We start from the raw sequence: 24,094 nt of genomic DNA, 5'->3' as shown, positions 1-24,094 counted from the left end.
TGCGCTATTTATGATTATTTACTTAGTGTGATTGATATAATAATAAAATCAGTAATTTACAGCCAATCGTATAAAATTGAACTATACATATTCGTATAGTTAACGATGGATCTAGCAAACTGGAGTATTCTAAGTAATGACGCATACCATCCCTGCGCAAGTGCCTTATTCAACAGGAAGAAACCTTCCACAATTGTCTATTCCCGCCGGAGCGTGTGATACTCACCATCATATTTTTGATCCAGTAAAGTTTGAGTATCGCAAAAGTGATACCAGTAATATGCCACCTGCAACCGTAGCGTGTTACAGGATGCTAAAAAAGCGGTTTGGCTTTGATAGAAACGTTATCGTGACGCCTTCGGCCTATGGAAGTGACAATCGCTGTACTTTAGATGCGCTGGCTCATATGGGCAGCAGTGCAAGGGCGGTGATTGCGATCAGTAGCTTGCCTAGTCGAGAAGAGTTGCAGTTAATGCATCGACTGGGAGTACGTGGGATTCGTTTTGCGGTGTCCTGTAGTGACGATTTTGATGAGAATTTTATTCGTCAATGCGCTAAAGCTTTAGCCTTGCTAGGGTGGCATATCTGTTTTTGGATCAAAGCAGATCTTATCGTTCAATTTAAATCTGTGCTAGAAAGCTTGCCGTGCCAAATTGTGTTTGATCATCGTGGGCAACTGCCTGCTGATAATGGCATTTTGCATCCTGCTTTTGAGATAATGAGCGCATTAATGCAACAAGATAGAGCTTGGGTAAAAATCTCTTCCGCATACCAAGACTCAATCATTGGTGCGCCGCACTATAGTGACAATATCGCCATTGGTAAAGCTCTGGTGGAGGCGCGAGCGACCCGCATTTTGTGGGGCTCAGATTGGCCGCATCCGAGTGAATACATCAATAAGCGAGAAATGCCCAATGATGTGAGTATGCTAGATTTATTGGCAGAGCAAGCAACAAACGCGCAATTAGTTGAACAAATATTGGTACAAAACCCCGCTAAGCTCTACGGGTTTGATTGATAGTTTATGGTTTTGAATTAAAAATGGCTTCCTAAACAGGAAGCCATTTTTGCATTATATGACTGGATATCATGGATTATTGCGCGACGCGTCTAACCTGAATAATCATGCCCATTAACGGGTTATCCAAATAGTGGATTTCGCCACTGCGCATACGACGTTTCTGATCCATACGATAGCTTTTCAAGAATGTCTCTTCGACTTTCTTCGGTGATACTTGTTCCAGATTACCGGCTTGAACATTGGCATCCGCGGTTTCTGTATCCGCTAATACGGAAAAGTTTTCGCTGTCTTTTAATTGCTCCGGTGTTTTTTCAGTAAAGGTGATACTGCGAACACTCGGCGCATGTAAATCAAGTTGCGTCTCTAGGAATAAGTAGTGTTGTACATAAACCTGCAGTTTACCGTCTAGCTCATACAGCGGAGTTTTCATATCCACTCTTGGATGATCGGCATCGATTTGCGAACCATCAGCATTGAAGGTGTTGGCGTAACTTTTACCCGCCTGAACATGAAAGACTGGCGCACTGGCTTTGCCGTGATCGCCTTGACGCCATGCTTTATGAAACAAGACTTCAAATCCGGCGTGACTTTTCAGTACATCACGCTCTTTTAGCAACTTATAGTGATCATAAGAAAGCATTTGTACGCCTTTTTTATGTCTGTAATTGGCATCACTAAAAGGTGCACTACCTTGTAAATCAATTTTAGTCAGCTCATTTGGCCATGATTCTGCGGTTGTTTCTGGATCAATTGAACGCTTGAAAATCAAGACTTCAACATCAAATTCTCTCTTTTGAGCTTGTGCTAAGTTAGGAATCAGCAAAAGCATCATCAATAGAGGAATAATTTTTTTCATTCTGGCTCCATGGCTATCAAAGGCCGTTTATCTTTATGAATACTTAAAGGTTATCGCTGTGAATATGACAAGGTTACTATGAGTAAAACTATCATGAAAGAGCAATATTCCTTAGATTTACGCAGTATAGCAGATATCATTTTAATGCTACTGCAAGTGGTTGTTTATGCGACTCTATTTTTAGCAAACTCTTCTATTAAGTCAGTTACATAAGAGATACGGTCACGGCGGTCAACTAAACTGTGCATGAACTTAATTTTCGTTGGCCCGTCCATGGCAAATTTGTTGGGCTGACTTTGCAGTAGTTTAACCAAGTACATAGGGTTAATGTCCGCGTCAGGATAAAACTCAATGAAACCGCCTTTATCATGCGCTTCGACCTTATCGACCTTAATGGCGGCAGCCGCCAGTCTGATTTGTGCTACTTGCAGTAAGTTTTTGGTTGCATCTGGTAGTGGCCCAAAGCGATCGATGAGCTCAACTTTCATTTCGCTTAGCTGACGATCATCGCTGACGCTGGCAATACGCTTATACAAAGACAAGCGAGTGCTGATGTCTGGGATATAATCGTCAGGCAGCAAAGCCGGAAGACGCAGTTCGACTTCGGTTTGTTCGCGCAGAAGATCATCAAGAGAAGGCTCTTTGCCTTCTTTTAGTGCCTCAACAGCTTGCTCCAGCATTTCCATGTATAAGGTGAAACCTATGGTATGGATTTGACCGCTTTGTTCATCACCGAGTAATTCACCGGCGCCGCGAATTTCCAGATCGTGCGTGGCTAAGGTAAAGCCTGCTCCCAAATCTTCAAGTGAGGCAATCGCTTCAAGGCGTTTGGCCGCATCTTTAGAAATGGCTTTCGGATGAGGCGTGAGTAAATAAGCATAAGCTTGATGGTGCGAGCGACCCACACGACCACGCAACTGGTGAAGCTGGGCTAAACCAAGATTATCAGCGCGGTTCATAATGATGGTATTGGCAGTGGGTACGTCAATGCCCGTTTCAATAATGGTGGTACACACTAGCAGGTTAAAGCGTTGGTGATAGAAATCATTCATCACTGATTCCAGTTCACGTTCACGCATTTGTCCGTGAGCGGTGGTGATACGTGCTTCTGGGACTAATTTAGCCAAATCTTCGGCCACTTTGTGTATGGTATCGACTTGGTTATGCAGGAAGTACACCTGACCACCACGCATGATTTCACGTAAAATCGCTTCACGCACAATGGCATCATCACTTTGACGGACAAAGGTTTTTATCGCCAGTCGTCTAGCCGGTGGCGTCGCAATGATGGATAAATCGCGCATGCCACTCATTGCCATATTTAGCGTACGTGGGATTGGCGTTGCAGTCAGAGTCAAAATATCAACATCAGCACGCATCGCTTTCATCTTCTCTTTTTGTCTTACGCCAAATCTGTGCTCTTCATCGACAATTAACAAACCTAAATCGGCAAATTTAATGTCGTCTTGCAGCAGTTTATGCGTGCCGACAATAATATCGACTTTGCCATCGGCAACATCCGCCAAAATCTGTTTTTGCTCTTTGGCGCTTTTAAAGCGTGAGAGCACTTCAACGCGAATGGGTAGATTGGCAAAACGGTCTCTAAAGTTTTCAAAATGTTGCTGAGCAAGAAGGGTAGTCGGCACTAACACCGCCACTTGTTTGGCGTTATCGGTACAAACAAAGGCGGCGCGTAATGCCACTTCGGTTTTACCAAAACCTACGTCACCACACACCAAGCGGTCCATGGCTTTGGCTTGACACATGTCAGAGAGCACCGCATTGATGGCTTGGTTTTGATCATCGGTCTCTTCAAATGGGAAGCCGGCTTTAAATTGTGCGTACTGCTCGCGGTCGAGCTTAAATTTATGACCGGGCTTAATTTCACGCTTGGCATACACATCGAGCAATTCAGCGGCCACATCGCGCACTTTCTCAGCCGCTTTACGGCGTGCTTTAGTCCATGACTCGCTGCCTAATTTATGCAGTGGCGCACTGTCTTCAGCGCCGCCGGAGTAACGGCTAATGAGGTTAAGTGATGATACCGGCACATATAACTTGGATTCATTGAGGTATTCAAGGGTCACGTACTCTGTGGTGATGCCGCCCGCTTCAAGTGTTTGCAACCCTAAGTAACGGCCGATGCCGTGATCTAAATGCACGACAGGTTGCCCAGGTTTAAGCTCGGCTAGGTGGCGAATAACGGTATCGCTGTTGACGGCTCGTTTGTCTTTTTTGCGTCGCTGTATAACGCGATCGCCAAGTAGGTCGCTTTCACACACTAAAGCAAAATCGGGCGCATGGTGGATAAAGCCGTGCTCTGATGAGCCTAAGATGAGGTTGAACTTATCTTTACTGGCGAGAGCTTGGTCTAAATTTGCTACCGCTTTGGGTAATATTTTAACGGGCGCTAATAATTCGATTAATGCTTCGCGGCGACCTTCGGATTCAACCGAGAATACCACTTTACCTGCGTAATTTTCGCTAAATTGTCGCAAGGCCGACATCGGCTCTTTGGTTTGTGGAGCCGCCGCTAGTGCTGGCAGTGCCTCAATGTGTAAATTGACTCGGCCTGCCTTTTCGTCAATGGTCTCTTTATTCAGTTTAACTTGCGGCCATTGCTTGATGGAGGCGAACAGTTCGTCTTTTTTCATCCACAATTCGGCAGGTTCAAGTAGCGGGCGCAAAGGGTCAATTTTGCGCTGATCGTAGCGATAATCCACATCAGTAAGGAAGGTATCAATAGCCGACTCAATATCACCGACTGATAACAGCAGTGCGTGCTGTGGCAGATAATCAAATAAGGTTTCGGTATGATCAAAGAATAGCGGTTGCCAATATTCTATGCCCGCAGGCCAAGTGCCTTTAGAGACCTGCATATAGACAGATTCTGGCTCGCGGCGCGCATCAAATTTTTGTCTCCAGCGGATACGAAAATCTTCAATGGCTTCGTTATCGGTTGGGAATTCATGCGCAGGTAGCAGCCTGATCTCGTTCACATCAGAGATAGAACGCTGATTTTCAGGATCAAAAGTGCGTATGGTGTCTATTTCGTCATCGAAAAAGTCCACGCGGAATGGGTCACTGCTGCCCATAGGGAATAAATCTAAAATAGAACCGCGACTGGCGTACTCACCCGGCCCAAAAACTTGGTCAACGTTGCGATAGCCGGATTTTTCTAGCTGTAATCTGAGTTTATCTAATGAGAACAAATCACCGGTTTTCACCATCAAGGTATGTTGCAGTAAAAACTCTCGCGGAGATTGTCTTTGCAATAGCGTGCTGATTGGCACAATCACAATACCTTGGCTTAACGTTGGCAGTTGATACAAGGTTGCAATGCGATCAGAGATAATATCTTGGTGCGGAGAAAAGTTGTCGTAGGGTAAGGTTTCCCAATCTGGAAATACCGAGATAGGAACCGGGCTAAATTGCTCTAGTTCCATTTGTAGCTTTATTGCTGTTTGTGGATCACTGACGATTAATAGTATCGGATTTTGATGCTGTTTGGCGAGTTGCGCCACAGCAATAGACAGTGATGCACCTTGTAGGTTACCTAGCTGTTTTCTATCGCCCGAAGTGGACGCTATAGGTAAAGCAAAAAGCGAGTGGTTATCCATAAGACTGTGAGATTCCAAGATAAAATGATCTGCGTAGTAATGTACCTGATTATCGTAAACCCTAGGGCGTTTATCTATTAATAACTGATGAAAAAAGGCGGAATTGTGGTGTGATTGGTCAATTATTGACGTTTTGTGAATGATTCGGCTTAAAAATAGAATCAAACACTACTCGAAGCTCTAATTAGTGGTTACATTAATGGCACTGTAATTATTATTCGGTTGGTTATGTTTCGACCCATTTCACTTTATGTTGGCTTGCGCTATTTAAGAGGACGCTCAGGAGATCGATTTAGTCGGTTTGTGTCCTATATGTCGACCGCAGGTATTACTATCGGCGTATTATCTTTGATCACTGTATTGTCGGTGATGAATGGTTTTGAAGGGCAGTTAAAAGGGCGCATTTTAGGCGTGCTTCCTCAAGCTATTGTCAGTGACGTATCCGGTAAAACCGTGCGCACTGAGCATCCTCCCGAGTTTATTGCCAATTTACCACACCTAGTTAAAAGTGTGCCTGTGGTGTCTAGCGAAGCGGTATTGCAAAGCCCTGATCATCTTGCCGCTGGGCAGTTGGTTGGCATTGAAGGTAGCCGTGATGAACCGCTGCGCCAGTTTATGTTGTCGGGCAGTGTCGACTCCCTTGAACAAGGGAAATATCACTTATTGATTGGGCACTCTTTGGCGCGTACTCTGCAAGTGAAAAAGGGTGACAAAGTACGTTTGATGGTCACCAGCACCAGCCAATATTCACCGATAGGCCGCATTCCTAGTCAACGAAATTTTACCGTATCGGGCATTTTCAATACCGGCTCAGATGTGGATGGTCAGCTAATGGTGGCCAATATTGAAGATGCGGGACGTTTACTAAAAATGAACAGTAAGCAGATGAGTGGTTGGCGTCTGTATTTGGACGATCCTTTTGCGGTGAGTCAGCTCGCGACTATGCCATTGGATAAGGGTTGGACATGGCAAGATTGGCGAGCTCAACGAGGCGAGCTATTTCAAGCAGTCAAAATGGAAAAAAGCATGATGGGCCTAATGTTAGGGCTTATTGTGGGTGTGGCGGCCTTTAATATTATTTCGGCGCTGATCATGGTCGTGATGGAAAAACAAGCTGAGGTGGCTATCTTGAAAACTCAAGGTATGACCAAGCAGCAAGTCATGGGCATTTTTGTGGTGCAAGGAGCAAGCAGTGGCGTTGTTGGCGCAGTGTTTGGCGGGATTCTTGGCGTCGTTTTGGCTAGTAATTTAAACAGTATTTTGCAAGCGCTTGGCGTTTCTTTATATACCTACGGCGGACAACTGCCCATTTTAATTGAATACCAACAAGTACTATTAGTGGTGGGCTTAGCGGTTTGCTTGAGCGTCATCGCTACCCTTTATCCTTCCTACCGAGCTGCATCGGTTAAACCCGCTGAGGCGTTAAGATATGAGTAATTTATTAGAGTGTCACAATGTATTAGAGTGTCACAATGTACAAAAAACCTACCTTGAAGGGAATGTTGATACTCAAGTTCTGCGTGGAGTGAGTTTTACAATTGCTCACAACGAATTGGTCTCTATTGTTGGCAGTTCAGGCTCAGGTAAAAGTACTTTACTGCATATTCTAGGTGCGTTGGATGACGCAACCGTTGGTGATGTGCATTTTAATGGCCAAGATTTAGGGAAATTAAGCAGCAACCAACAAGCTAAATTGCGCAATCAACATCTTGGTTTTGTGTATCAGTTCCACCATTTGTTAGCGGATTTCTCGGCGCTGGAAAATGTGGCAATGCCACTGTTAATTGGTGGAGAAAAACCAGAAAAAGCCAAACAAGCGGCGCGTGAGTTGTTAACCCGAGTCGGTTTAGAACATCGCCTTGAACATCGACCATCAGAGCTCTCAGGTGGAGAAAGACAAAGAGTGGCTATCGCAAGAGCGTTGGTGAATAAGCCATCGCTAGTGCTTGCTGATGAACCCACTGGTAACCTTGATCACACAACCGCGTTAGGCATTTATGACTTAATGCGCGAGCTTAATCAAAAATCAGGCACAGCGTTTTTGGTGGTCACTCACGACAGTGAGCTGGCTGAGAAAATGGATAGACAAATGCACATGAAAGATGGGCTGTTGGTGCAAGTAAATGAAGAGGTCGTCGAGTGATTAACTCCTTATCGCTTTTTATTGGTGGTCGTTTTAGTCGCGCTAAGCAGCGCAATAAAATGGTTTCCTTTATCTCTTTGTCTTCCACGCTAGGCATCATGGTCGGCGTTGCGGTGATTATTATTGGCTTGTCGGCGATGAATGGTTTTGAGCGCGAGTTAGAAAATCGCGTTTTGTCAGTGGTTCCGCATGGCGATTTCACTTCGGTAAATAAACCGTTAGCCGATTGGCCGCAGTTAGTGCAGTTGATTGAGAAGCAGCCACAGGCGCAAGCCGCTGCCCCCTTTGTCACCTTTACCGCGCTTGCCGAGAAAGGTAAGCATTTAAAAGCGCTACAGGTGAGAGGCGTTGACCCGAAACTTGAAAGCCAAGTGACCAAATTATCGCAATTTATACAAGGTGATGCGTGGCAACATTTTACGGCTGGATCAAATCAGGTAATACTCGGACAGGGCATTGCTAAGCAATTGGGCGTGGCTGTGGGTGATGGTATCTCGTTAATGATTCCGGTGGCGGCAAAAAATGGTCGCACTCAAGCACCAAAGCGAGTTCGGTTAAAGGTGAGCGGCATTTTCACCTTAGGTGGACAGCTTGATCATGGACTGGCGTTGATTCCGCTGCAAGATGCGCAATCGTATCTGGCAATGGGTGATAGCGTATCGGGTATTTCGGTAAAAACCACCGATGTGTTTAATGCGTCAAATTTGATGCGCACGATTGGTAATCGCTTACCTGTATATGTGTACATCAATAGCTGGAAACAAGAGTTTGGCTTTATTTATCGCGATATTCAGATGGTGCGCACCATTATGTACTTGGTGATGGTACTGGTGATTGGTGTGGCCTGCTTTAATATTGTGTCTACGCTGATGATGGCGGTAAAAGATCGCGCCGCAGAGGTGGCTATTTTGCGCACTATGGGCGCGCAAGATTCTCTGATTAAAGCCATATTTATGTGGCAGGGCGTGTTATCTGGAGTACTAGGTTCATTGGCAGGGAGTGCGTTGGGTTTACTAGTGGCGTTAAATCTGACTTCAATTGTACAGTTAATCGAGCGTATTATTGGGCATAAGTTCTTGTCTGGGGATGTGTATTTTGTGAACTTTTTGCCTTCGCAGGTAAACCCTATGGATGTATTGCTGGTATCAGGCACCGCAATTATATTGAGTTTATTAGCTACATGGTATCCTGCCAGCAAGGCAAGTCAGTTGAATCCGGCTAGCGTCTTGAGTGCAAAATAGCGGTTATAAGTCATGCTGATGTGTGTTTGAAGCGACATCTGGTATGAATAAAGAATTAAAAAAGCGTTGCTGAGTAAGCAACGCTTTTTTTATGTCTATTTTTTAACAGTGAGTCTGTTTTGATTATTTAGCAAAAAGATTCAGCTTTAACTTTCTTTTTTGCCAACTGCGAACCACAGAGTATCGCCATAGGGCACGAATACCAAAGTAACCGGTAATAGAAAGTACGACAGAACAAATCGCGCAACCTAATAAAAATGGAGGACCTATGGTCGACATTTGTGAGATTAGGTAGTCCCATGACAGTTCAAAGTGGAACGATTGGGTGGGCAATTGCATGACCCATGCCCCTAATTTATATGCCAGATAAAACATAATTGGCATGGTAATTGGGTTACTGATCCACACTAATGCGACAGATAACGGAAGGTTCACTCCAAATGCGATGGCCAACCCTGCAGCCATAATCATTTGGCTTGGAAGTGGTACAAAGCACATGAATAGCCCAACAGCAAATGCACCAGATGCTGAGCGGCGATTCAAAACCCACAAGTTAGGGTTATAGAGAACATTTCCAAATATCCTAAGCGCTTTTTGACGTTTAATCAGTTCATGGTCTGGCATGAAGCGTTGAATAAATTTTCTAGGCATAAGGGAAAATGGCCCTCTTACTAGGTAACTGGAATCTAATTTCATTTTCAGCGACGATTGTCGCGGCAATGCACTGGCACACTCGTTATGAGTTAGCTTGGCTTGTTCCAATACTTGCAACTGTATTGCTCTGTTGTCGAATAAAAATGTACAGAGGGGCTCTGGGCATTTTGTTGGCATCAGTGATTAGTCTAGTACAGAGTCATGCTTTTGTACGAGACGCCAATACGTTGTTCGATTGTACTGAGAATCTTACCATAGATATTCAGATAGACAGCACGCTTAGATCAAATCTTTATTTTGCAAATTCAGTAGTTAACATATTAAAAATTTATGCATGTGATACAAATTTTAGCGGAAAAGTACTGTTAAAAATACCCGTTGAGCAAGCATCACAAATGCAACTTGGTGAAATATGGCGGGTATCTGTCGATATAAAGCCGATACATGGGGTATTAAATGAAGCAGGCTTCGATGCGGAGAAATATTATTTTTCGCAACGAGTGTTAGCCCAAGCCAAAGTCACTAAGGTGTTACAACGGATTTCAGCGCCGGATCTAAGGGGGAAGTGGTTTGCTGATATTTACCAACAAACCTTGGATTTTAAGTCACAACCCTTAATGCTGGCGCTGTTGTTTGGTGAGCGTTCACTTATCGATAAACAGCAGTGGCATAGCTTAAAGCAGACAGGGCTTGCCCATCTGATTGCGATTTCTGGTTTACATATTGGGCTTGCGTATATGGTGGGTTGGTGGCTTGGGCATATTTTGCGTGTTGGCCTACCAAAATTGATGTGGTTACCTTTGTTTAGCGCAGTGGCAGTGGCTTGTTTTTATGCTTGGCTAGCGGGATTTAGCTTGCCTACCCAGCGTGCCCTTATCATGTGTGTGGTTGCCTCGCTGATGCTCTTGCTTGGTATACGCATAAGTCGTTGGCGAGTGTTATGGCTCACTCTGGCAATTGTTTTGATGATCTCTCCAATGTCGGCGGTATCGAGTAGTCTGTGGCTGAGCGTAGGGGCAGTTGCGGTAATATTGTTGGCGCTAGACCATATTGCCCCATTAAGTAACGGCAAGCTTGATGATAGAAATAAACACACAAATAAACAGCGCAAGTTGCGCATCTGGTTACGAGTACAACTGTATTTGAGTGTTGGACTTGCGCCGATTTCTGCGTTGATTTTAGGCGGCGTAGCTTGGTTATCATTTCTATTTAATGCTGTGGCAATCCCTTTAGTTTCATTATATGTGGTGCCTTTATTGCTGGCAGGCATTATCAGCAACGCCTTTTCAACCGTGCTTGGCTCTGCATTATTCGGTTTGGCAGATAAAGGGCTGACTCTTTTACAGTATTTAGTCTCATTTACTCAATCTTATTCGATGCTGTGGATTCAGGCTTCAAACTTACAGATTTTATGTATGTTGACGGTTTTCAGTGCCTTGTGTTTAAGAGGGATGTTGCGAACTTTGGCTTTGTTTGCCGCGCTTGGCTCTATTGCGTTGAGTTACATTCCCTTTACGCCTTCGGTGAATCAACCTCACTGGCAAGTGGATGTATTAGATGTTGGACATGGGCTTGCCATATTAATTGAATCGGATGGGAGAGCACTACTTTACGATACCGGAAGTGGTTGGGAAGAGGGTAGCATTGCTGAGTCTATTATTACGCCGATTTTGATGCGTCGCGGCGCCAGTTTAGATGCGCTATTTATCAGCCATTGGGATAACGACCATCAAGGTGGTATGGAAGATATTATCCAGCAGTTTTCACCCCCTTTAGTATTTAGTCCGCAACGCGATAGTCGCGCAATGCCTTGCGTGCGTGGACAGTTTTGGTGGTGGCAAGGTTTAAGCTTTGCCATGGTGTGGCCGCCAAAGGCAGTTTCTCGGGCATTTAATCCCCATTCTTGTGTGATTCGTGTATCGGATGGACAACATTCACTGCTATTAACTGGGGATATCGACGCTGTAGCGGAATATCATTTAGCATACTCAGATTTACAATCTGAGGTGATGATAGTGCCTCATCATGGCAGTAATACCTCGTCAACAACGTCATTTATTGAGCAGGTTGGTGCAGATATCGCCATAGTCTCGGTTGCCAAGCAAGGTCGCTGGTTACTTCCTAGCCAAAAAGTGGTCGATAGATATAAACGTTTCGCTACTAAGTGGTTTGAAACTGGGACTCACGGGCAGGTAACTGTGCAATTTTTGAGTGAAAAAGTACAGGTTAGTACAATACGTCACCGACAAACTGATGCTTGGTATAGGCAGATTTTGCGGAACAGAGTAGAATAGTAATTAACTGAATAAAAAATAAAGCAATTCTTATGACACAACTTGATGACGAGTCGACATGGAAAACCTTTAAACGACTGTGGAAGTACGTTCGTTTATATAAACTAGGGCTCGTGGTTGCTGCGATAGCACTTATTGTGAATGCGGCGGCTGACACCTATATGATCTCTTTATTGAAGCCACTACTTGATGAAGGCTTTGGTGATATTGAGTCAAATTTCTTAAAAATCCTGCCATTTATTATTTTCGGCATGATTATTATCCGAGGCCTATCTGGCTTTGTTTCTACCTATTGTTTGAGTTGGGTATCCGGCAACGTTGTCATGCTAATGAGACGCGCCATATTCAATCACTTCATGCACATGCCCGTGCCATTTTTTGACCGTGAATCTACCGGTGGCTTATTGTCTCGTATTACCTACGACAGTGAGCAAGTGGCAGCTGCAACCAGTAAAGCTTTGGTCAGCCTAGTACGTGAAGGCGCAAGCATTATTGGCTTGCTGGTTCTGATGTTTTGGAACAGCTGGCAGTTGTCTTTGGTTTTATTGGTAGTGGCACCGCTAGTGGCGTTTGCTATTCGTGTGGTATCGAAGCGTTTTCGTAAAATCAGTAAAAATATGCAAACCGCGATGGGGAGTGTAACTTCATCAGCGGAGCAAATGCTCAAAGGGCACAAGGTTGTTCTAAGCTACGGCGGTCAAAAGATAGAAGAAGAACGTTTTGACCAAGTCAGCAATAAAATGCGTCAACAATCGATGAAAATGGTGACTGCGCAAGCAGCAGCTAACCCTATCGTGCAGTTGATTGCCTCTTTTGCATTGGTGACGGTGTTATACCTAGCCAGTTTTGATCAAGTACGAGCAGACCTTACTCCAGGTGCGTTTACGGTTATCTTTACCGCCATGTTTGGCATGATGAGACCGCTTAAATCTTTGACCAATGTGACTTCTGAATTCCAAAGAGGTATGGCGGCGGCACAAACGCTATTCTCATTGATGGATTTAAAAACCGAACAAGATACCGGTAGCATTGAGATTGAACGAGCTAACGGTCTGGTTGAAGTAAAAGACGTAACCTTTAGCTATCAAGGAAAAGAAAAAGCCGCCTTGTCGCATGTCAGTTTTACCATTCCGCAAGGTAAAACCGTCGCCTTGGTTGGGCGGTCGGGCTCAGGTAAGAGTACCATTGCCAACCTGTTTACCCGTTTTTATGAGGTAGATGATGGTGAGATTTGTTTAGATGGCGAGAACATCAATCAGTATAAACTGACTAATCTACGTGAGCAGTTTGGTTTGGTTTCGCAAAATGTGCATCTATTTAACGACAGCATAGCTAATAATATTGCTTACGCCGCTGAGGGTGAATATACCCGAGAGCAAATTGAGCACGCTGCTAAGTTGGCGCACGCATTAGAGTTTACCAAGAACATGCCAGATGGTTTAGATACTATGATTGGCGAAAACGGTGCTAGCCTGTCTGGCGGTCAACGCCAACGTGTGGCTATTGCTCGTGCACTGCTACGCGATGCGCCTGTACTTATCTTGGATGAGGCGACTTCGGCGTTAGATACTGAGTCTGAACGAGCAATTCAATCAGCCCTAGATGAGCTACAAAAAGATAAAACGGTACTGGTCATTGCCCACAGACTGTCCACCATTGAAAACGCAGATGAAATTCTAGTTGTCGACGATGGTGAAATTATTGAACGTGGTACACATGCCGAGCTACTTGCTCTGGGTGAAGCGTACGCACAACTTCATAAAATCCAGTTTGGTGACTAGAACTTGATACACATATTATGGTTTAGTCGCAATCCGTTACGCTGGTTATTTTGGCCACTGCTGTGGCCATTGAGTAAGCTGTTTACTTGGATTAGCCAAAGTCGCAAGCAGGCGTATTTACAAGGTCACAAACCAAGCTATAAAGCGCCTGTGCCGGTTGTAGTTGTAGGGAACATAACCGCTGGTGGTAATGGCAAAACGCCCGTGGTGGTGTGGCTAGTGGAGAGCTTGCAAGCATTGGGGCTTAAGGTTGGTGTGGTATCACGTGGATATGGCGCTAAAGCCCCTTGTTATCCATTACTCGTGACAGATGATACTCCGACTCAATATTGCGGTGATGAACCAAAACTCATTGCCCAGCGCACCGGCGCTGTGGTTGCTGTCGATCCAATAAGATCTAACGCTGTACAACATTTGTTGCAATACAATGTGGATATAGTGGTTACCGATGACGGTTTACAGCATTACGCCTTACAACGAGATATCGAGTTTATCGTTATCGACGGTAAACGCCGCTTTGGTAATCAAAGCTTGATTCCTTTAGGGCCTTTGCGTGAGGGTATGCAGCGCCTTAATGAAGTGGATTTTTTGATTACGAACGGTGGCCAAGCTAAAACCAATGAAATAGCGATGACACTGCAACCGTCGTTGGCTGTGAATTTGGTGACGGGTGAGCAAAAGTCGGTAGCCGAATTAGGCCCGTTAAGTGCAATTGCCGGTATTGGTCATCCACCACGATTTTTTGATACGTTGAACACATTGCACGCACAGCTAAATAAGTGTACTGGATTTGCCGATCACAAAGCCTTATTAAAACCAGATTTAGTGTCATTGTTGGCCGATGGTGAACAATTGATTATGACCGAAAAAGATGCGGTGAAATGCCGTGAATTTGCTGATGATAATTGGTGGTATTTACCTGTATCTGCGCAAATTAGCGATGACAATCGCCAAAAAATAATGAATAAAATTCAAGAGGTATTAAAGGAATATGGATCATAGATTGTTAGAGATCGTTGCTTGCCCAGTGTGTAAAGGGAAGCTGACTTTTGATAAAGACAAGAACGAGCTAGTGTGCAAATTAGATCGATTAGCTTACCCTATCAAAGAGGGAATTCCAGTGCTTCTTGAGCCAGAGGCTCGCACTATGTCTATGGATGAGGGGCGTTAAAATGGCTTTCACTGTCATCATTCCTGCGCGCTATCAATCGACTCGTTTGCCGGGTAAACCGTTAGCCGATATCTGTGGTAAACCTATGATTGAACACGTTTACCAACAAGCGATTCAATCGGGCGCAGAGCAAGTGATTGTGGCGACAGACGATGAGCGTGTTGCCGTGGTAGTTAAAGGCTTTGGTGGCCAAGTTTGTATGACTTCACCTAGCCATGAGTCGGGCACTGAGCGTTTAGCGGAAGTGGTCGAGAAAATGGGCATTGCCGATGATAAAATCGTGGTCAATGTTCAAGGTGATGAGCCGTTAATTCCACCGTTGGTTATTGCGCAAGTGGCTGATAACTTAGCGGCCTCTACTGCGCCAATGGCAACTTTAGGCGTTGCCATTGAAGAGGCTGAAGAAGCCTTTAACCCTAATGCCGTTAAAGTGGTGACGGATCAACAAGGCTATGCTTTGTACTTTAGTCGCGCCAGTATCCCTTGGGATCGCGATCAATTTGCCAATGATAAATCAGTGCTAAAACAGCCATTGATGAGGCACATAGGTATCTATGCGTATCGCGCAGGCTTTATTAATCGTTATATTAATTGGGCGCCAACGGCGCTGGAGAAAATCGAGAGCCTAGAGCAATTGCGAGTGCTGTGGTATGGCGAGAAAATCCATGTTGCGCTAGCAAAACAAACACCGCCACCGGGCGTCGATACCTTAGAAGATTTAGAAGCGGTTAGAGCCTTTTTAAACCAAACTAAATGATAAAGATTAAGTGATAAGCTTAATGAGAAAGGGAAGCCATTTGGGCTTCCCTTTCTATTTGTGGTGATGATTACGATTAAATGTTGGTGCCCAAATTACTGCGTTGCGGACAAGTCGCCAGAATGTCTCTATGTCCTGATTCTTTAAGTTCTTCTAAGATGACGTCAAAGCCCCAGAGTCGGTAAAGGTGCTTAAGTACATCATCATAGCTTTTATCGAGCGGTACCCTCTGGTGTGGGATATGTTGCAAGGTAAGAGAGCGATCGCCTCTCACATCTACGTTCCATACTTGGATATTAGGTTCTAAGTTGCTCAGATTATATTGAGCGGCCAGTTTCTCTCTTATTTCTTTATACCCGCTCTCATCGTGGATAGCATCTATTTCTATGTAGTTCTTTCGATCGTCATCTTTTACCGCAAACAGTTTAAATTCTCGAATCAACTTGGGCGATAAATACTGACTGATAAAACTTTCATCTTTGAAGTTCTGCATCGCAAAATGCACCGCAGGTAGCCAGTCGCTGCCAGCCAGATCTGGGAACCATTCTCGGTCTTCATCGGTGGGTTGCTCGCAGATTCGGCGGATGTCTTGAAACATGGCAAAGCCCAGAGCATATGGGTTAATGCCACTAAAGTAGGGGCTATTGTAGGCAGGTTGTGCAACCACACTAGTGTGGCTGTGCAGAAACTCTAGCATAAACTTATCCGATACTATTCCCTCATCATAAAGATGATTGAGGATGGTGTAGTGCCAAAATGTTGCCCATCCTTCATTCATAACTTGAGTTTGTTTTTGTGGATAAAAATACTGGCTGACCTTACGCACGATACGCACTATTTCTCGTTGCCATGACTCTAAAAGTGGGGCGTGTTTCTCGATAAAGTAAAGAATATTCTCTTGTGGCTCTGAAGGAAAACGCTTTTTCTGACTGCTGGCATGTTCGCTATTTTGGGGAACCGTACGCCACAGTTCATTCACTTGAGATTGTAGATATTGCTCGCGCTCTTGTTGGCGAATGGTCTCTTCAGCAATGGATATTTTTTCAGGTCGTTTGTACCTATCTACGCCGTAGTTCATTAGTGCATGGCAGGAATCAAGCAGTTTTTCGACTTCATCAACACCATGTTTTTCTTCACATTGGCTAATGTAATTACGGGCAAAGATAAGGTAATCAATAATGGAATTAGCATCGGTCCATGTCTTGAATAGATAATTACCTTTAAAGAAAGAGTTATGACCATAGCTGGCATGCGCCATCACTAACGCCTGCATGGTGACGGTGTTTTCTTCCATCAAATAGGCAATACAAGGGTCAGAGTTGATGACGATTTCATAGGCAAGCCCCATTTGCCCATGCTTATAATTTTGTTCGGTCTGAATGAATTTCTTGCCAAATGACCAGTGGTGATAGTTGATAGGCATACCAATACTGGAATAAGCATCCATCATCTGCTCTGCGGTGATAACTTCGATTTGGTTGGGATAAGTGTCAAGGCGATAGTGTTTCGCCACACGCTTAATTTGCTGGTGGTATTCTTCTAATAAACTGAACGTCCAATCCGGTCCATCGGGAAGTGTTTTAGATTTGGTTTCTGCTGACATAACGTATCCTTACTTGTATTCCCTTAACTGTGCTCTTTTTGAAACAGCTCTCTAAATACAGGGAAGATGTCCTCTACCGTTCGAATATTTTTCATTGCAAAACTGTCATATTCATTTTGCAGTTTTTCGTATTCATGCCATAGCGATTGATGACTTCTGCGCGTGATTTCTATGTACGAGTAATATTGGCAAATAGGTAATATATCTTCGGTTAGAATTTTTTTACATCGAGGAGAATCATCAGCCCAATTATCGCCATCTGATGCTTGCGCAGCATAGATGTTCCATTGATTGGTCGGGTAACGTTCCTTGACTATTTCGTCCATTAACTTCAAGGCACTAGATACAATTGTGCCACCGGTTTCTTGAGAGTAGAAAAACTCATGTTCGTCCACCTCTTTAGCTTGTGTGTGGTGGCGAATAAACACTACTTCGACGTTTTCATAAGTGCGATTTAAGAACATATACAACAATACGTAAAAACGTTTGGCGATGTCTTTAGTGGCTTGATCCATTGAGCCAGATACGTCCATCAAACAGAAAATAACAGCTTGGCTAGAAGGAATAGGGCGTTTTTCGTAGTTTTTGTATCTTAAATCGAAGGTATCAATAAAGGGTACGCGTTTAATATTTTGGCGAAGCTCTTCTATTTGCACCTTAATGTCTTTTTCTTCTAAAGGCTTGGCGGGTTCATTTTCTTTCAATCCAGCCAACTCTTGTTCAAGTTCTTTCAATAGACGTTTCTTACCGGCGGACATGGCGGTACGTCTTGCTAGCGATTGCCTTAAGGAACGAATGACCGAAATATTGGATGGAATACCTGCAGTTTGATAACCGGCGCGATGGGTTTTCCATTCAGTAATACGATTGACTTGCTTTTTTTGCAGATTAGGAAGGGCAAGATCTTCAAATAAGATGTCGAGATATTCATCTTTAGAAATTTGAAAGATGAATTCGTCTGCACCTTCACCATCTGCGCTGGCGTCACCTTGACCTGAACCGCCCTTTCCGCCACCACCGCCGGGTGGGCGCTCGACTTTATCGCCGCGAATAAATTGATCATTGCCAGGGTGGACTTTTTCTCTTAGTCCACCTTGTCCTTGATGAAAACCCGGTTCAGAGATGTCACTTTTAGGTAGAGTGATATCTTCCCCGTTTTCGGTATCTGTGATTGAACGACGATTTACCGCATCCGACACCGCTTCTTTTATCTTTTGTTTATGGCGACGAATAAAGCGCTGTCGATTGACAGTGCTTTTATTTTTACCATTCAGTCTTCGGTCAATAAATTGAGCCATGCGCTACCCCTATCACTCCTGCTAAGGAATGGCTTGTAATATTAAGAGCTACAAGCCTCCCTAAACTACAGCAAGTTGCTGTGGTTCTTACCTTTGCCGCTTATGCCAGTGACTCGTTTTTGCTGGTATAGCAACGCAGGTACGCCGATTTACGTTTATGACGATTTACGTACTCGTAGATACCATTCGGAGAGTAAGCGCACTTGTTTCTCGGTATAGCCTTTCTCCATCATTCTGGCGACAAAATCGTCGTGTTTTTTCTGATCGTCGGTGGATGTTTTCGCATTAAATGAGATTACTGGTAATAGTTCTTCGGTGTTGGAGAACATTTTCTTCTCAATCACCGTACGTAGCTTCTCGTAACTGGTCCAGAGTGGGTTAGTGCCACCATTGTTTGCTCTAGCACGCAGTACAAAGTTGACGATTTCGTTACGGAAATCTTTAGGGTTACTAATACCAGCTGTTTTCTCGATTTTTTCCAGTTCACCGTTTAGTGAAGCGCGATCAAACAATTGGCCTGTTTCGGGATCGCGATATTCTTGATCTTGAATCCAGAAATCAGCGTAGGTGACGTAGCGATCGAAGATGTTTTGTCCGTACTCTGAGTAAGACTCCAAATAGGCCGTTTGAATTTCTTTGCCGATGAACTCGACATAACGAGGCACTAAGAAGCCTTTAAGAAACTCTAGGTAGCGCTCTGCTTGTTCGGCAGGAAATTGCTCACGCTCTACTTGCTGTTCAATCACATAAAAGAGGTGTACTGGGTTGGCGGCGACTTCGGTTTGATCGAAATTAAAGACGCGCGATAGGATCTTAAAGGCAAAACGTGTTGAAAGCCCTGACATGCCTTCGTCCATGCCGGCAAAGTCTTTATACTCTTGATGACTTTTCGCTTTCGGGTCTGTGTCTTTGAGCGTTTCACCGTCGTAAACGCGCATCTTACTGAAAATAGACGAGTTTTCTGGTTCTTTTAAACGAGAAAGGATACTAAATTGCGCGAGCATGTCTAAGGTGCTTGGTGCACAAGGGGCGTTAGAGAGCTCACTGTTTTCTAATAGTTTGTCGTAGATTTTCACTTCTTCTGATACGCGAAGACAATATGGGACTTTAACGATGTACACCCTATCTAAAAAGGCTTCGTTATTTTTATTGTTGCGGAAAGTCTGCCACTCCGATTCATTAGAGTGCGCTAAAATCATGCCGTCAAAGGGCAGGGCAGAGAGCCCTTCTGTGCCGTTAAAGTTGCCTTCTTGAGTGGCAGTAAGCAAGGGATGCAGCACTTTAATTGGCGCTTTGAACATCTCTACAAATTCCATCAGACCTTGGTTAGCTTTACACAATGCGCCGGAGTAACTGTACGCATCAGGGTCGTCTTGTGAATAATGTTCCAACTTGCGGATATCGACTTTACCGACCAGTGAGGAAATGTCTTGGTTGTTTTCATCACCCGGTTCAGTTTTAGCAATGCCGGTTTGATCTAAAATAGAAGGGCGCAGTTTTATTACTTTGAATTTAGCAATGTCGCCACCAAATTCATGCAGGCGTTTAGCCGCCCACGGAGACATGATGGAGCGCAAGTAACGTTTATCTATGCCATATTCACTACGTAAAACCTCAGCATCTTCGATGGGGTCAAACAGACAAAATGGGTGGTCATTAACCGGGCTACGTTCACCATTAGCCGACAGCACATAAATAGGTTGCTGCTGCATTAACGCTTTGAGTTTTTCCGCAATTGAGGATTTACCACCGCCAACAGGACCAAGCAAATAAAGAATCTGCTTTCTTTCCTCTAAGCCTTGCGCGGCATGTTTAAGATAAGAGACGATTTGTTCTATCGCATCTTCCATGCCATAGAAGTCTTTAAAAGTATCATATCGAGCAATTACACGGTTGGAGAAAATACGGCTCAGGTGTGGGTCGAGTGCGGTATCGACCAGTTCAGGTGTGCCAATGGCATGCAAAAGACGCTCAGCAGAGTTGGCATACGCCATTTTATCTTCACGACATAAAGATAAAAACTCTTGGATGGATAGCTCTTCTTCCTTTGCAGCTTCGTATCTGTGCTGAAAATGCTCAAAAATACTCATAACAAAAATCCCCTTTAAACTGTTATAAGACTCACGTCAATCAATACGCTTACCCCATTTATAAGATTAGTCATGAAAAAGAGATTTGCTTGAAATATAAAAACTTTTTTGTTTGTCAGTAAAAAAATAACCCTTCGTAAGTACGTATGGTAATGTAATAGTTCATGGATGAAGTAAAACGAAAAGCAAAAGGAAAAGCGAGTGAAATGGTTGAAGTTATCGATATGGCTAGCTTTGTTCACCCCGAGTGTTGCAATGGCCAGCTGGTCTTTAGGGGTAGGAGCGTCCTATTCTCCTGTCGTTTATAAAGACACACCATCAAATAAAGTCGTCATCCCTATCATAGGATATGAAGGCGAACATCTGTATTTAAGAGGGTTTACTGCAGGTTATAGAGTATGGAAACGACGCTCGCCGCATAATTTAGTATTCCGTCTTGCCTATGATCCAAGAACTCTGCAACCGTCGGATTCTGACGACCCCATTATTCGCCAAGTGGATAAAAGAAAAAGCACGGCATTAGGTGGCGTAAGCTACCAATATTCCAATCGATCTATTGGTCAGATTGAAGTGACTTTTGCCGGTGATGTTCTTGGTGTACACGATGGTTTATACGCTGAAACTGTGTATCGAATCCCTTTTCGTGGCCCGCGTTGGTTGTTGAGCCCATCGGTAGGGTATTCGTGGAATTCATCGAAATTAAATAACCACTTGTACGGTGTCTCCCAACAAGAAGCGGATCGAATTGCAGGCTTAGAAGCTTTTTCTCCCGATGGTGATGGGCAATTCTTCTTAGGTTTACGCGGCGTATTCAAATTTACCGAGCGTATTGTGGGGACAGCGGGTGTGCGTTATACAAATTTGGAAGGGGATTTAGAAAAGAGCCCGTTACTAGATAGTACAGACTCTTTTAATGTAAACGCAGGGCTTGTGTATACCTTTTAAAATATCGGGGTTCTGCCAAGACATTGTGGTAGGCAGAACCGGATATTGACCTCTTTATGCGTTAAAAATCTGAGTGATTTCAGTAGCGCATAAGTGGTATTGACGAGGACAATTACGCCATGTTGTTAGCATACGGATGTATTTTTCTAACATAGGCATTTGGCTGTTAAAGTGATGATTCGCTTTATCAAACTGAGGGTATAGACCTTCAGAGTCAGTTAGGAAGCGAACATAATTCACAAGGCTTGCTTCTGTTGCGATATCAAAGCCTAAGAACATTAGACGACGTTTATCAACGTTGGCTTGCTCAGAAGCCTGCAGCATTTTGAAAGACTCCTGCATTGCGTGATACATCTCCATGATGTCGATAACATCACGACAGCCACTTTCGCTGATAGAGCCAAAGTCCTTGTCTAGTTCACGCATTTGTAAGCCATAGCCACGTTCTACAATAGTTTGTAGACGTTCGTACTTGTCTTGGTTTTCAGGTGAAAGCTTTGACATTAAGTAGTATTGGTTCGAAAGGATCAAACGCTGTGCGTTAGTCATTTCCATAAATAGTTTCCTTTATATCCTTGATATTTGCTTTTTTCTAACCAACAAACTTAAGCTCTTAAAAACCAGTTTGTTGGATAGGAGCAAGATTAATATTTAACTATGTCGGTATATTGTTCTAGAACGCTAACAATCTCATCCATTGTTTCTTTTGAAGGTGGTTCTGTACCCTCTAATGGATAGTCATAACCAAGAGCTTCCCATTTGTGCGCACCAAGCTTGTGGTACGGCAGAAGTTCTACTTTTTCAATGTTATCCATATCTTTGATAAAGTCGCCCAGCATGTGCACAGCTTCCATATCATCGGTATAGCCTGGAACGACAACATAACGAATCCATGTTTTCTTTCCAATTTTGTGTAGGTAACGTGCAAAATCAAGAGTACGTCTGTTCGATACACCGATGAAATCTTGGTGAATCTCGTCCTTCATATGCTTGATATCAAGCATGACTAAGTCAGTGGCTTCTAATACTTCGTCAATAAGATCTGTGTGCTTACGAACGTAACCATTGGTGTCTAGACAAGTGTGGATGCCTTCAGCTTGAGCTGCGCGGAATAAGTCGCGTACAAACTCAGGTTGTAGCATAGCTTCGCCACCAGAGCAGGTAATACCACCACCAGATGCATTCATAAAGTGACGATAAGACTTCGCTTCTGTAATGAGTTCCTCAACAGAAACTTCTTTGCCACCATGAGTATCCCATGTGTCACGGTTGTGGCAGTACATACAACGCATCATACAACCTTGTAGGAATACAATAAAACGGATTCCAGGACCATCAACTGTTCCACATGACTCGAATGAGTGAATTTTACCTTTCATAGACGCTCTCAATTCTAACGTTTAAGACTGGGATAAGTGTATTACAAACAAAGGGTATAACCTAGGCAAGAGTTTACATAAAGGCTTTCTAATTGTCAGAACTGCACAAAATAACAGCAAGGCCACGCTAAAATAGCCAGAAAAAAGCAAACGAGCCGTTGGTATGTACTGAGTTTTGGTCTTCTTTGTAATCACTACTCTTAGTCGAGAGGGCTAAACTGGCGCCCCATCCATGGTAATACCCAGTCACACCAATAGTGGCTGTGCCTTGAAAATGTTCAACTTCATCGGCGGTAATTCCTTCATCAGGACGATCGCCATCGATAGTAATATCGTTAAATCGAATTCGGCCTTCTATTCCTGAAAAAAGATACCAACCGGTGTTACCACGGACAATAAGGCTAGGATCTAGGGTTGATTCGTTGCTTACTCGTGCGCTTCCAAAACTATGATTTAACTCGCGGCCCCAGCGCCACATGAGACCCGTCGCCAACTCGCTTTTATAGTTCCCGATTAGTAGTCGAGTAGGGGTACTGACTTCATGCGTTGTAGAACCACTAAAATCCGATTGGTACCATTTATCAACTCGTTGATAACCAAGATTAAAGACGAATTGATTGCTGATCTGATGATCCCAACCTTTAGGGTCGGCGGACTTTATTATGCCATGCACGTATTTTTGTGACTCTTCTGCATAGGCGTTCGGGCCAACGGTACCAATGAGCAAGCGATAACTGTTAATGACCGAGGGTGCGATAGAATACAAAGTTGAAGAAAGATAGAGTAAGCCAGCATAGGGCCTATCATTTGCAATTGGATCTGGGTTTTCTATATCTGCAGGGGTCCACATTTGTTGTCCAATCTCAATGTTGTATTTACGAATGAGATCGTCATTTGAGGCTGCGCTAAATTGAGTTCCGGGAAGAGAATCAAGAAATCCATCGGGCTTGATCTGAAAATGGTCGGAATAAGTTAAAAACAAACCATTGGTGTAATCTTTGTCGGTGGTCACTATGCCATCGTTATCAATACCTAAGTTAATAGAGCTGTTTAGTTTTGCTATCGACATGTGTGGGATTATCGCGATGAGACTAGGGATAACCCAGCGTGTTATCGGTAAGAAATTGGTCATACTACTCCATATATATATCAACATCCTGTTGTGACAACTTGTACCAAGCATAACAATACTCATTGCAGTAATTAACTTGTCGTTTCCGTTCTCAGGCATTGTCCTATGC

19 protein-coding genes are annotated in these 24,094 nt (G+C 43.9%); 10 read left to right on the top strand and 9 right to left on the bottom strand.

Annotation, left to right across the window (positions count from 1 at the left end):
* Positions 1 to 136 precede the first annotated feature (136 nt).
* On the top strand, positions 137 to 1,018 hold the full coding sequence (locus VHA01S_RS09025; RefSeq protein ID WP_023404058.1) for an amidohydrolase family protein: 882 nt from the start codon (positions 137 to 139) through the stop codon (positions 1,016 to 1,018).
* A gap of 76 nt (positions 1,019 to 1,094) precedes the next feature.
* Here the strand turns inward: VHA01S_RS09025 and VHA01S_RS09020 are convergent, their stop codons facing one another.
* Positions 1,095 to 1,877, bottom strand: coding sequence for a peptidoglycan binding protein CsiV (locus VHA01S_RS09020; RefSeq protein WP_023404057.1), 783 nt, complete (start codon positions 1,875 to 1,877; stop codon positions 1,095 to 1,097).
* Positions 1,878 to 2,041: 164 nt separating this feature from the next.
* A complete protein-coding gene (gene mfd / locus VHA01S_RS09015; RefSeq protein ID WP_023404056.1) occupies positions 2,042 to 5,497 on the bottom strand; it encodes a transcription-repair coupling factor in 3,456 nt (1,151 codons plus the stop codon).
* A 228-nt stretch (positions 5,498 to 5,725) separates the two neighbouring features.
* On the opposite strand from mfd, the gene lolC reads away from it, so the two are divergent.
* Genes lolC through lolE form a run of 3 tightly spaced genes read left to right on the top strand, consistent with a single transcriptional unit; the run spans position 5,726 to position 8,881 of the window.
* Positions 5,726 to 6,934: a lipoprotein-releasing ABC transporter permease subunit LolC gene (gene lolC / locus VHA01S_RS09010; protein WP_039970541.1), complete on the top strand. Its 1,209-nt coding sequence runs from the start codon at positions 5,726 to 5,728 to the stop codon at positions 6,932 to 6,934.
* Complete coding sequence (lolD, locus tag VHA01S_RS09005) at positions 6,927 to 7,640, top strand: lipoprotein-releasing ABC transporter ATP-binding protein LolD (protein ID WP_023404054.1); 714 nt, start codon at positions 6,927 to 6,929, stop codon at positions 7,638 to 7,640. The genes lolC and lolD overlap by 8 nt, the downstream gene beginning before the upstream one ends.
* Complete coding sequence (lolE, locus tag VHA01S_RS09000; protein ID WP_023404053.1) at positions 7,637 to 8,881, top strand: lipoprotein-releasing ABC transporter permease subunit LolE; 1,245 nt, start codon at positions 7,637 to 7,639, stop codon at positions 8,879 to 8,881. Before lolD ends, lolE begins: the two co-directional genes overlap by 4 nt.
* 123 nt (positions 8,882 to 9,004) lie before the next feature.
* On the opposite strand, the gene VHA01S_RS08995 is transcribed toward lolE, so the two are convergent.
* Positions 9,005 to 9,532 carry a DUF2062 domain-containing protein gene (locus tag VHA01S_RS08995; protein WP_023404052.1) on the bottom strand — a complete coding sequence of 176 codons (528 nt, stop codon included), beginning with the start codon at positions 9,530 to 9,532 and terminating at the stop codon, positions 9,005 to 9,007.
* An 8-nt stretch (positions 9,533 to 9,540) separates the two neighbouring features.
* On the opposite strand from VHA01S_RS08995, the gene VHA01S_RS08990 reads away from it, so the two are divergent.
* Genes VHA01S_RS08990 through kdsB form a run of 5 tightly spaced genes read left to right on the top strand, consistent with a single transcriptional unit; the run spans position 9,541 to position 15,538 of the window.
* Positions 9,541 to 11,829: a DNA internalization-related competence protein ComEC/Rec2 gene (locus tag VHA01S_RS08990; protein ID WP_023404051.1), complete on the top strand. Its 2,289-nt coding sequence runs from the start codon at positions 9,541 to 9,543 to the stop codon at positions 11,827 to 11,829.
* 32 nt (positions 11,830 to 11,861) lie between these two features.
* Positions 11,862 to 13,610, top strand: coding sequence for a lipid A ABC transporter ATP-binding protein/permease MsbA (gene msbA, locus VHA01S_RS08985; protein ID WP_023404050.1), 1,749 nt, complete (start codon positions 11,862 to 11,864; stop codon positions 13,608 to 13,610).
* A 3-nt stretch (positions 13,611 to 13,613) separates the two neighbouring features.
* Positions 13,614 to 14,612, top strand: a complete 999-nt coding sequence (gene lpxK / locus VHA01S_RS08980; RefSeq protein ID WP_023404049.1) for a tetraacyldisaccharide 4'-kinase — start codon at positions 13,614 to 13,616, stop codon at positions 14,610 to 14,612.
* The gene (locus VHA01S_RS08975) at positions 14,602 to 14,781 is read left to right on the top strand and encodes a Trm112 family protein (RefSeq protein WP_023404048.1); all 180 of its coding nucleotides are present in this window, start codon (positions 14,602 to 14,604) and stop codon (positions 14,779 to 14,781) included. The genes lpxK and VHA01S_RS08975 overlap by 11 nt, the downstream gene beginning before the upstream one ends.
* Position 14,782: 1 nt before the next feature.
* Positions 14,783 to 15,538: a 3-deoxy-manno-octulosonate cytidylyltransferase gene (gene kdsB / locus VHA01S_RS08970; protein ID WP_023404047.1), complete on the top strand. Its 756-nt coding sequence runs from the start codon at positions 14,783 to 14,785 to the stop codon at positions 15,536 to 15,538.
* Between the two features lie 76 nt (positions 15,539 to 15,614).
* Here the strand turns inward: kdsB and VHA01S_RS08965 are convergent, their stop codons facing one another.
* The 3 genes from VHA01S_RS08965 to VHA01S_RS08955 all read right to left on the bottom strand — a co-directional run bounded on the left by VHA01S_RS08965 (position 15,615) and on the right by VHA01S_RS08955 (position 20,529).
* Entirely contained in the window at positions 15,615 to 17,141 is a 1,527-nt protein-coding gene (locus VHA01S_RS08965) for a SpoVR family protein (RefSeq protein WP_023404046.1), read from the bottom strand.
* A gap of 23 nt (positions 17,142 to 17,164) precedes the next feature.
* Positions 17,165 to 18,439 (bottom strand): YeaH/YhbH family protein, encoded by a 1,275-nt coding sequence (locus VHA01S_RS08960; RefSeq protein WP_023404045.1) that lies wholly within the window; start codon positions 18,437 to 18,439, stop codon positions 17,165 to 17,167.
* A gap of 155 nt (positions 18,440 to 18,594) precedes the next feature.
* Positions 18,595 to 20,529: a PrkA family serine protein kinase gene (locus VHA01S_RS08955; RefSeq protein WP_023404044.1), complete on the bottom strand. Its 1,935-nt coding sequence runs from the start codon at positions 20,527 to 20,529 to the stop codon at positions 18,595 to 18,597.
* A 255-nt stretch (positions 20,530 to 20,784) separates the two neighbouring features.
* Between VHA01S_RS08955 and VHA01S_RS08950 the strand changes: the two genes are divergently transcribed.
* Positions 20,785 to 21,474 carry a MipA/OmpV family protein gene (locus VHA01S_RS08950; protein ID WP_119006066.1) on the top strand — a complete coding sequence of 230 codons (690 nt, stop codon included), beginning with the start codon at positions 20,785 to 20,787 and terminating at the stop codon, positions 21,472 to 21,474.
* 54 nt (positions 21,475 to 21,528) lie between these two features.
* Here VHA01S_RS08950 and VHA01S_RS08945 read toward each other — a convergent pair whose 3' ends face one another.
* From VHA01S_RS08945 to VHA01S_RS08935, 3 genes are all read right to left on the bottom strand, one after another.
* Positions 21,529 to 22,029: a YfbU family protein gene (locus tag VHA01S_RS08945; protein ID WP_023404042.1), complete on the bottom strand. Its 501-nt coding sequence runs from the start codon at positions 22,027 to 22,029 to the stop codon at positions 21,529 to 21,531.
* 89 nt (positions 22,030 to 22,118) lie between these two features.
* On the bottom strand, positions 22,119 to 22,853 hold the full coding sequence (gene pflA / locus VHA01S_RS08940; protein WP_023404041.1) for a pyruvate formate lyase 1-activating protein: 735 nt from the start codon (positions 22,851 to 22,853) through the stop codon (positions 22,119 to 22,121).
* 127 nt (positions 22,854 to 22,980) lie between these two features.
* Entirely contained in the window at positions 22,981 to 23,985 is a 1,005-nt protein-coding gene (locus tag VHA01S_RS08935; protein ID WP_023404040.1) for a lipid A deacylase LpxR family protein, read from the bottom strand.
* Between the last annotated feature and the right edge of the window lie 109 nt (positions 23,986 to 24,094).

Source organism: Vibrio halioticoli NBRC 102217, from assembly GCF_000496695.1.
Lineage (GTDB): Bacteria > Pseudomonadota > Gammaproteobacteria > Enterobacterales > Vibrionaceae > Vibrio > Vibrio halioticoli.
The sequence above is the reverse complement of the archived record's forward strand: the minus strand, read 5'-3'. Positions and strand labels throughout refer to the sequence as shown.

What these genes read in the sequence shown, in the direction of transcription:
- VHA01S_RS09025 (WP_023404058.1), top strand. Translation starts at nt 137, where the DNA reads ATGACGCATACCATCCCTGCGCAAGTGCCTTATTCAACAGGAAGAAAC.
- VHA01S_RS09020 (WP_023404057.1), bottom strand. Translation starts at nt 1,877, where the DNA reads ATGAAAAAAATTATTCCTCTATTGATGATGCTTTTGCTGATTCCTAAC.
- mfd (WP_023404056.1), bottom strand. Translation starts at nt 5,497, where the DNA reads ATGGATAACCACTCGCTTTTTGCTTTACCTATAGCGTCCACTTCGGGC.
- lolC (WP_039970541.1), top strand. Translation starts at nt 5,726, where the DNA reads ATGTTTCGACCCATTTCACTTTATGTTGGCTTGCGCTATTTAAGAGGA.
- lolD (WP_023404054.1), top strand. Translation starts at nt 6,927, where the DNA reads ATGAGTAATTTATTAGAGTGTCACAATGTATTAGAGTGTCACAATGTA.
- VHA01S_RS08995 (WP_023404052.1), bottom strand. Translation starts at nt 9,532, where the DNA reads ATGCCTAGAAAATTTATTCAACGCTTCATGCCAGACCATGAACTGATT.
- VHA01S_RS08990 (WP_023404051.1), top strand. Translation starts at nt 9,541, where the DNA reads ATGGCCCTCTTACTAGGTAACTGGAATCTAATTTCATTTTCAGCGACG.
- msbA (WP_023404050.1), top strand. Translation starts at nt 11,862, where the DNA reads ATGACACAACTTGATGACGAGTCGACATGGAAAACCTTTAAACGACTG.
- VHA01S_RS08975 (WP_023404048.1), top strand. Translation starts at nt 14,602, where the DNA reads ATGGATCATAGATTGTTAGAGATCGTTGCTTGCCCAGTGTGTAAAGGG.
- kdsB (WP_023404047.1), top strand. Translation starts at nt 14,783, where the DNA reads ATGGCTTTCACTGTCATCATTCCTGCGCGCTATCAATCGACTCGTTTG.
- VHA01S_RS08965 (WP_023404046.1), bottom strand. Translation starts at nt 17,141, where the DNA reads ATGTCAGCAGAAACCAAATCTAAAACACTTCCCGATGGACCGGATTGG.
- VHA01S_RS08960 (WP_023404045.1), bottom strand. Translation starts at nt 18,439, where the DNA reads ATGGCTCAATTTATTGACCGAAGACTGAATGGTAAAAATAAAAGCACT.
- VHA01S_RS08955 (WP_023404044.1), bottom strand. Translation starts at nt 20,529, where the DNA reads ATGAGTATTTTTGAGCATTTTCAGCACAGATACGAAGCTGCAAAGGAA.
- VHA01S_RS08950 (WP_119006066.1), top strand. Translation starts at nt 20,785, where the DNA reads ATGGCCAGCTGGTCTTTAGGGGTAGGAGCGTCCTATTCTCCTGTCGTT.
- VHA01S_RS08945 (WP_023404042.1), bottom strand. Translation starts at nt 22,029, where the DNA reads ATGGAAATGACTAACGCACAGCGTTTGATCCTTTCGAACCAATACTAC.
- pflA (WP_023404041.1), bottom strand. Translation starts at nt 22,853, where the DNA reads ATGAAAGGTAAAATTCACTCATTCGAGTCATGTGGAACAGTTGATGGT.
- VHA01S_RS08935 (WP_023404040.1), bottom strand. Translation starts at nt 23,985, where the DNA reads ATGACCAATTTCTTACCGATAACACGCTGGGTTATCCCTAGTCTCATC.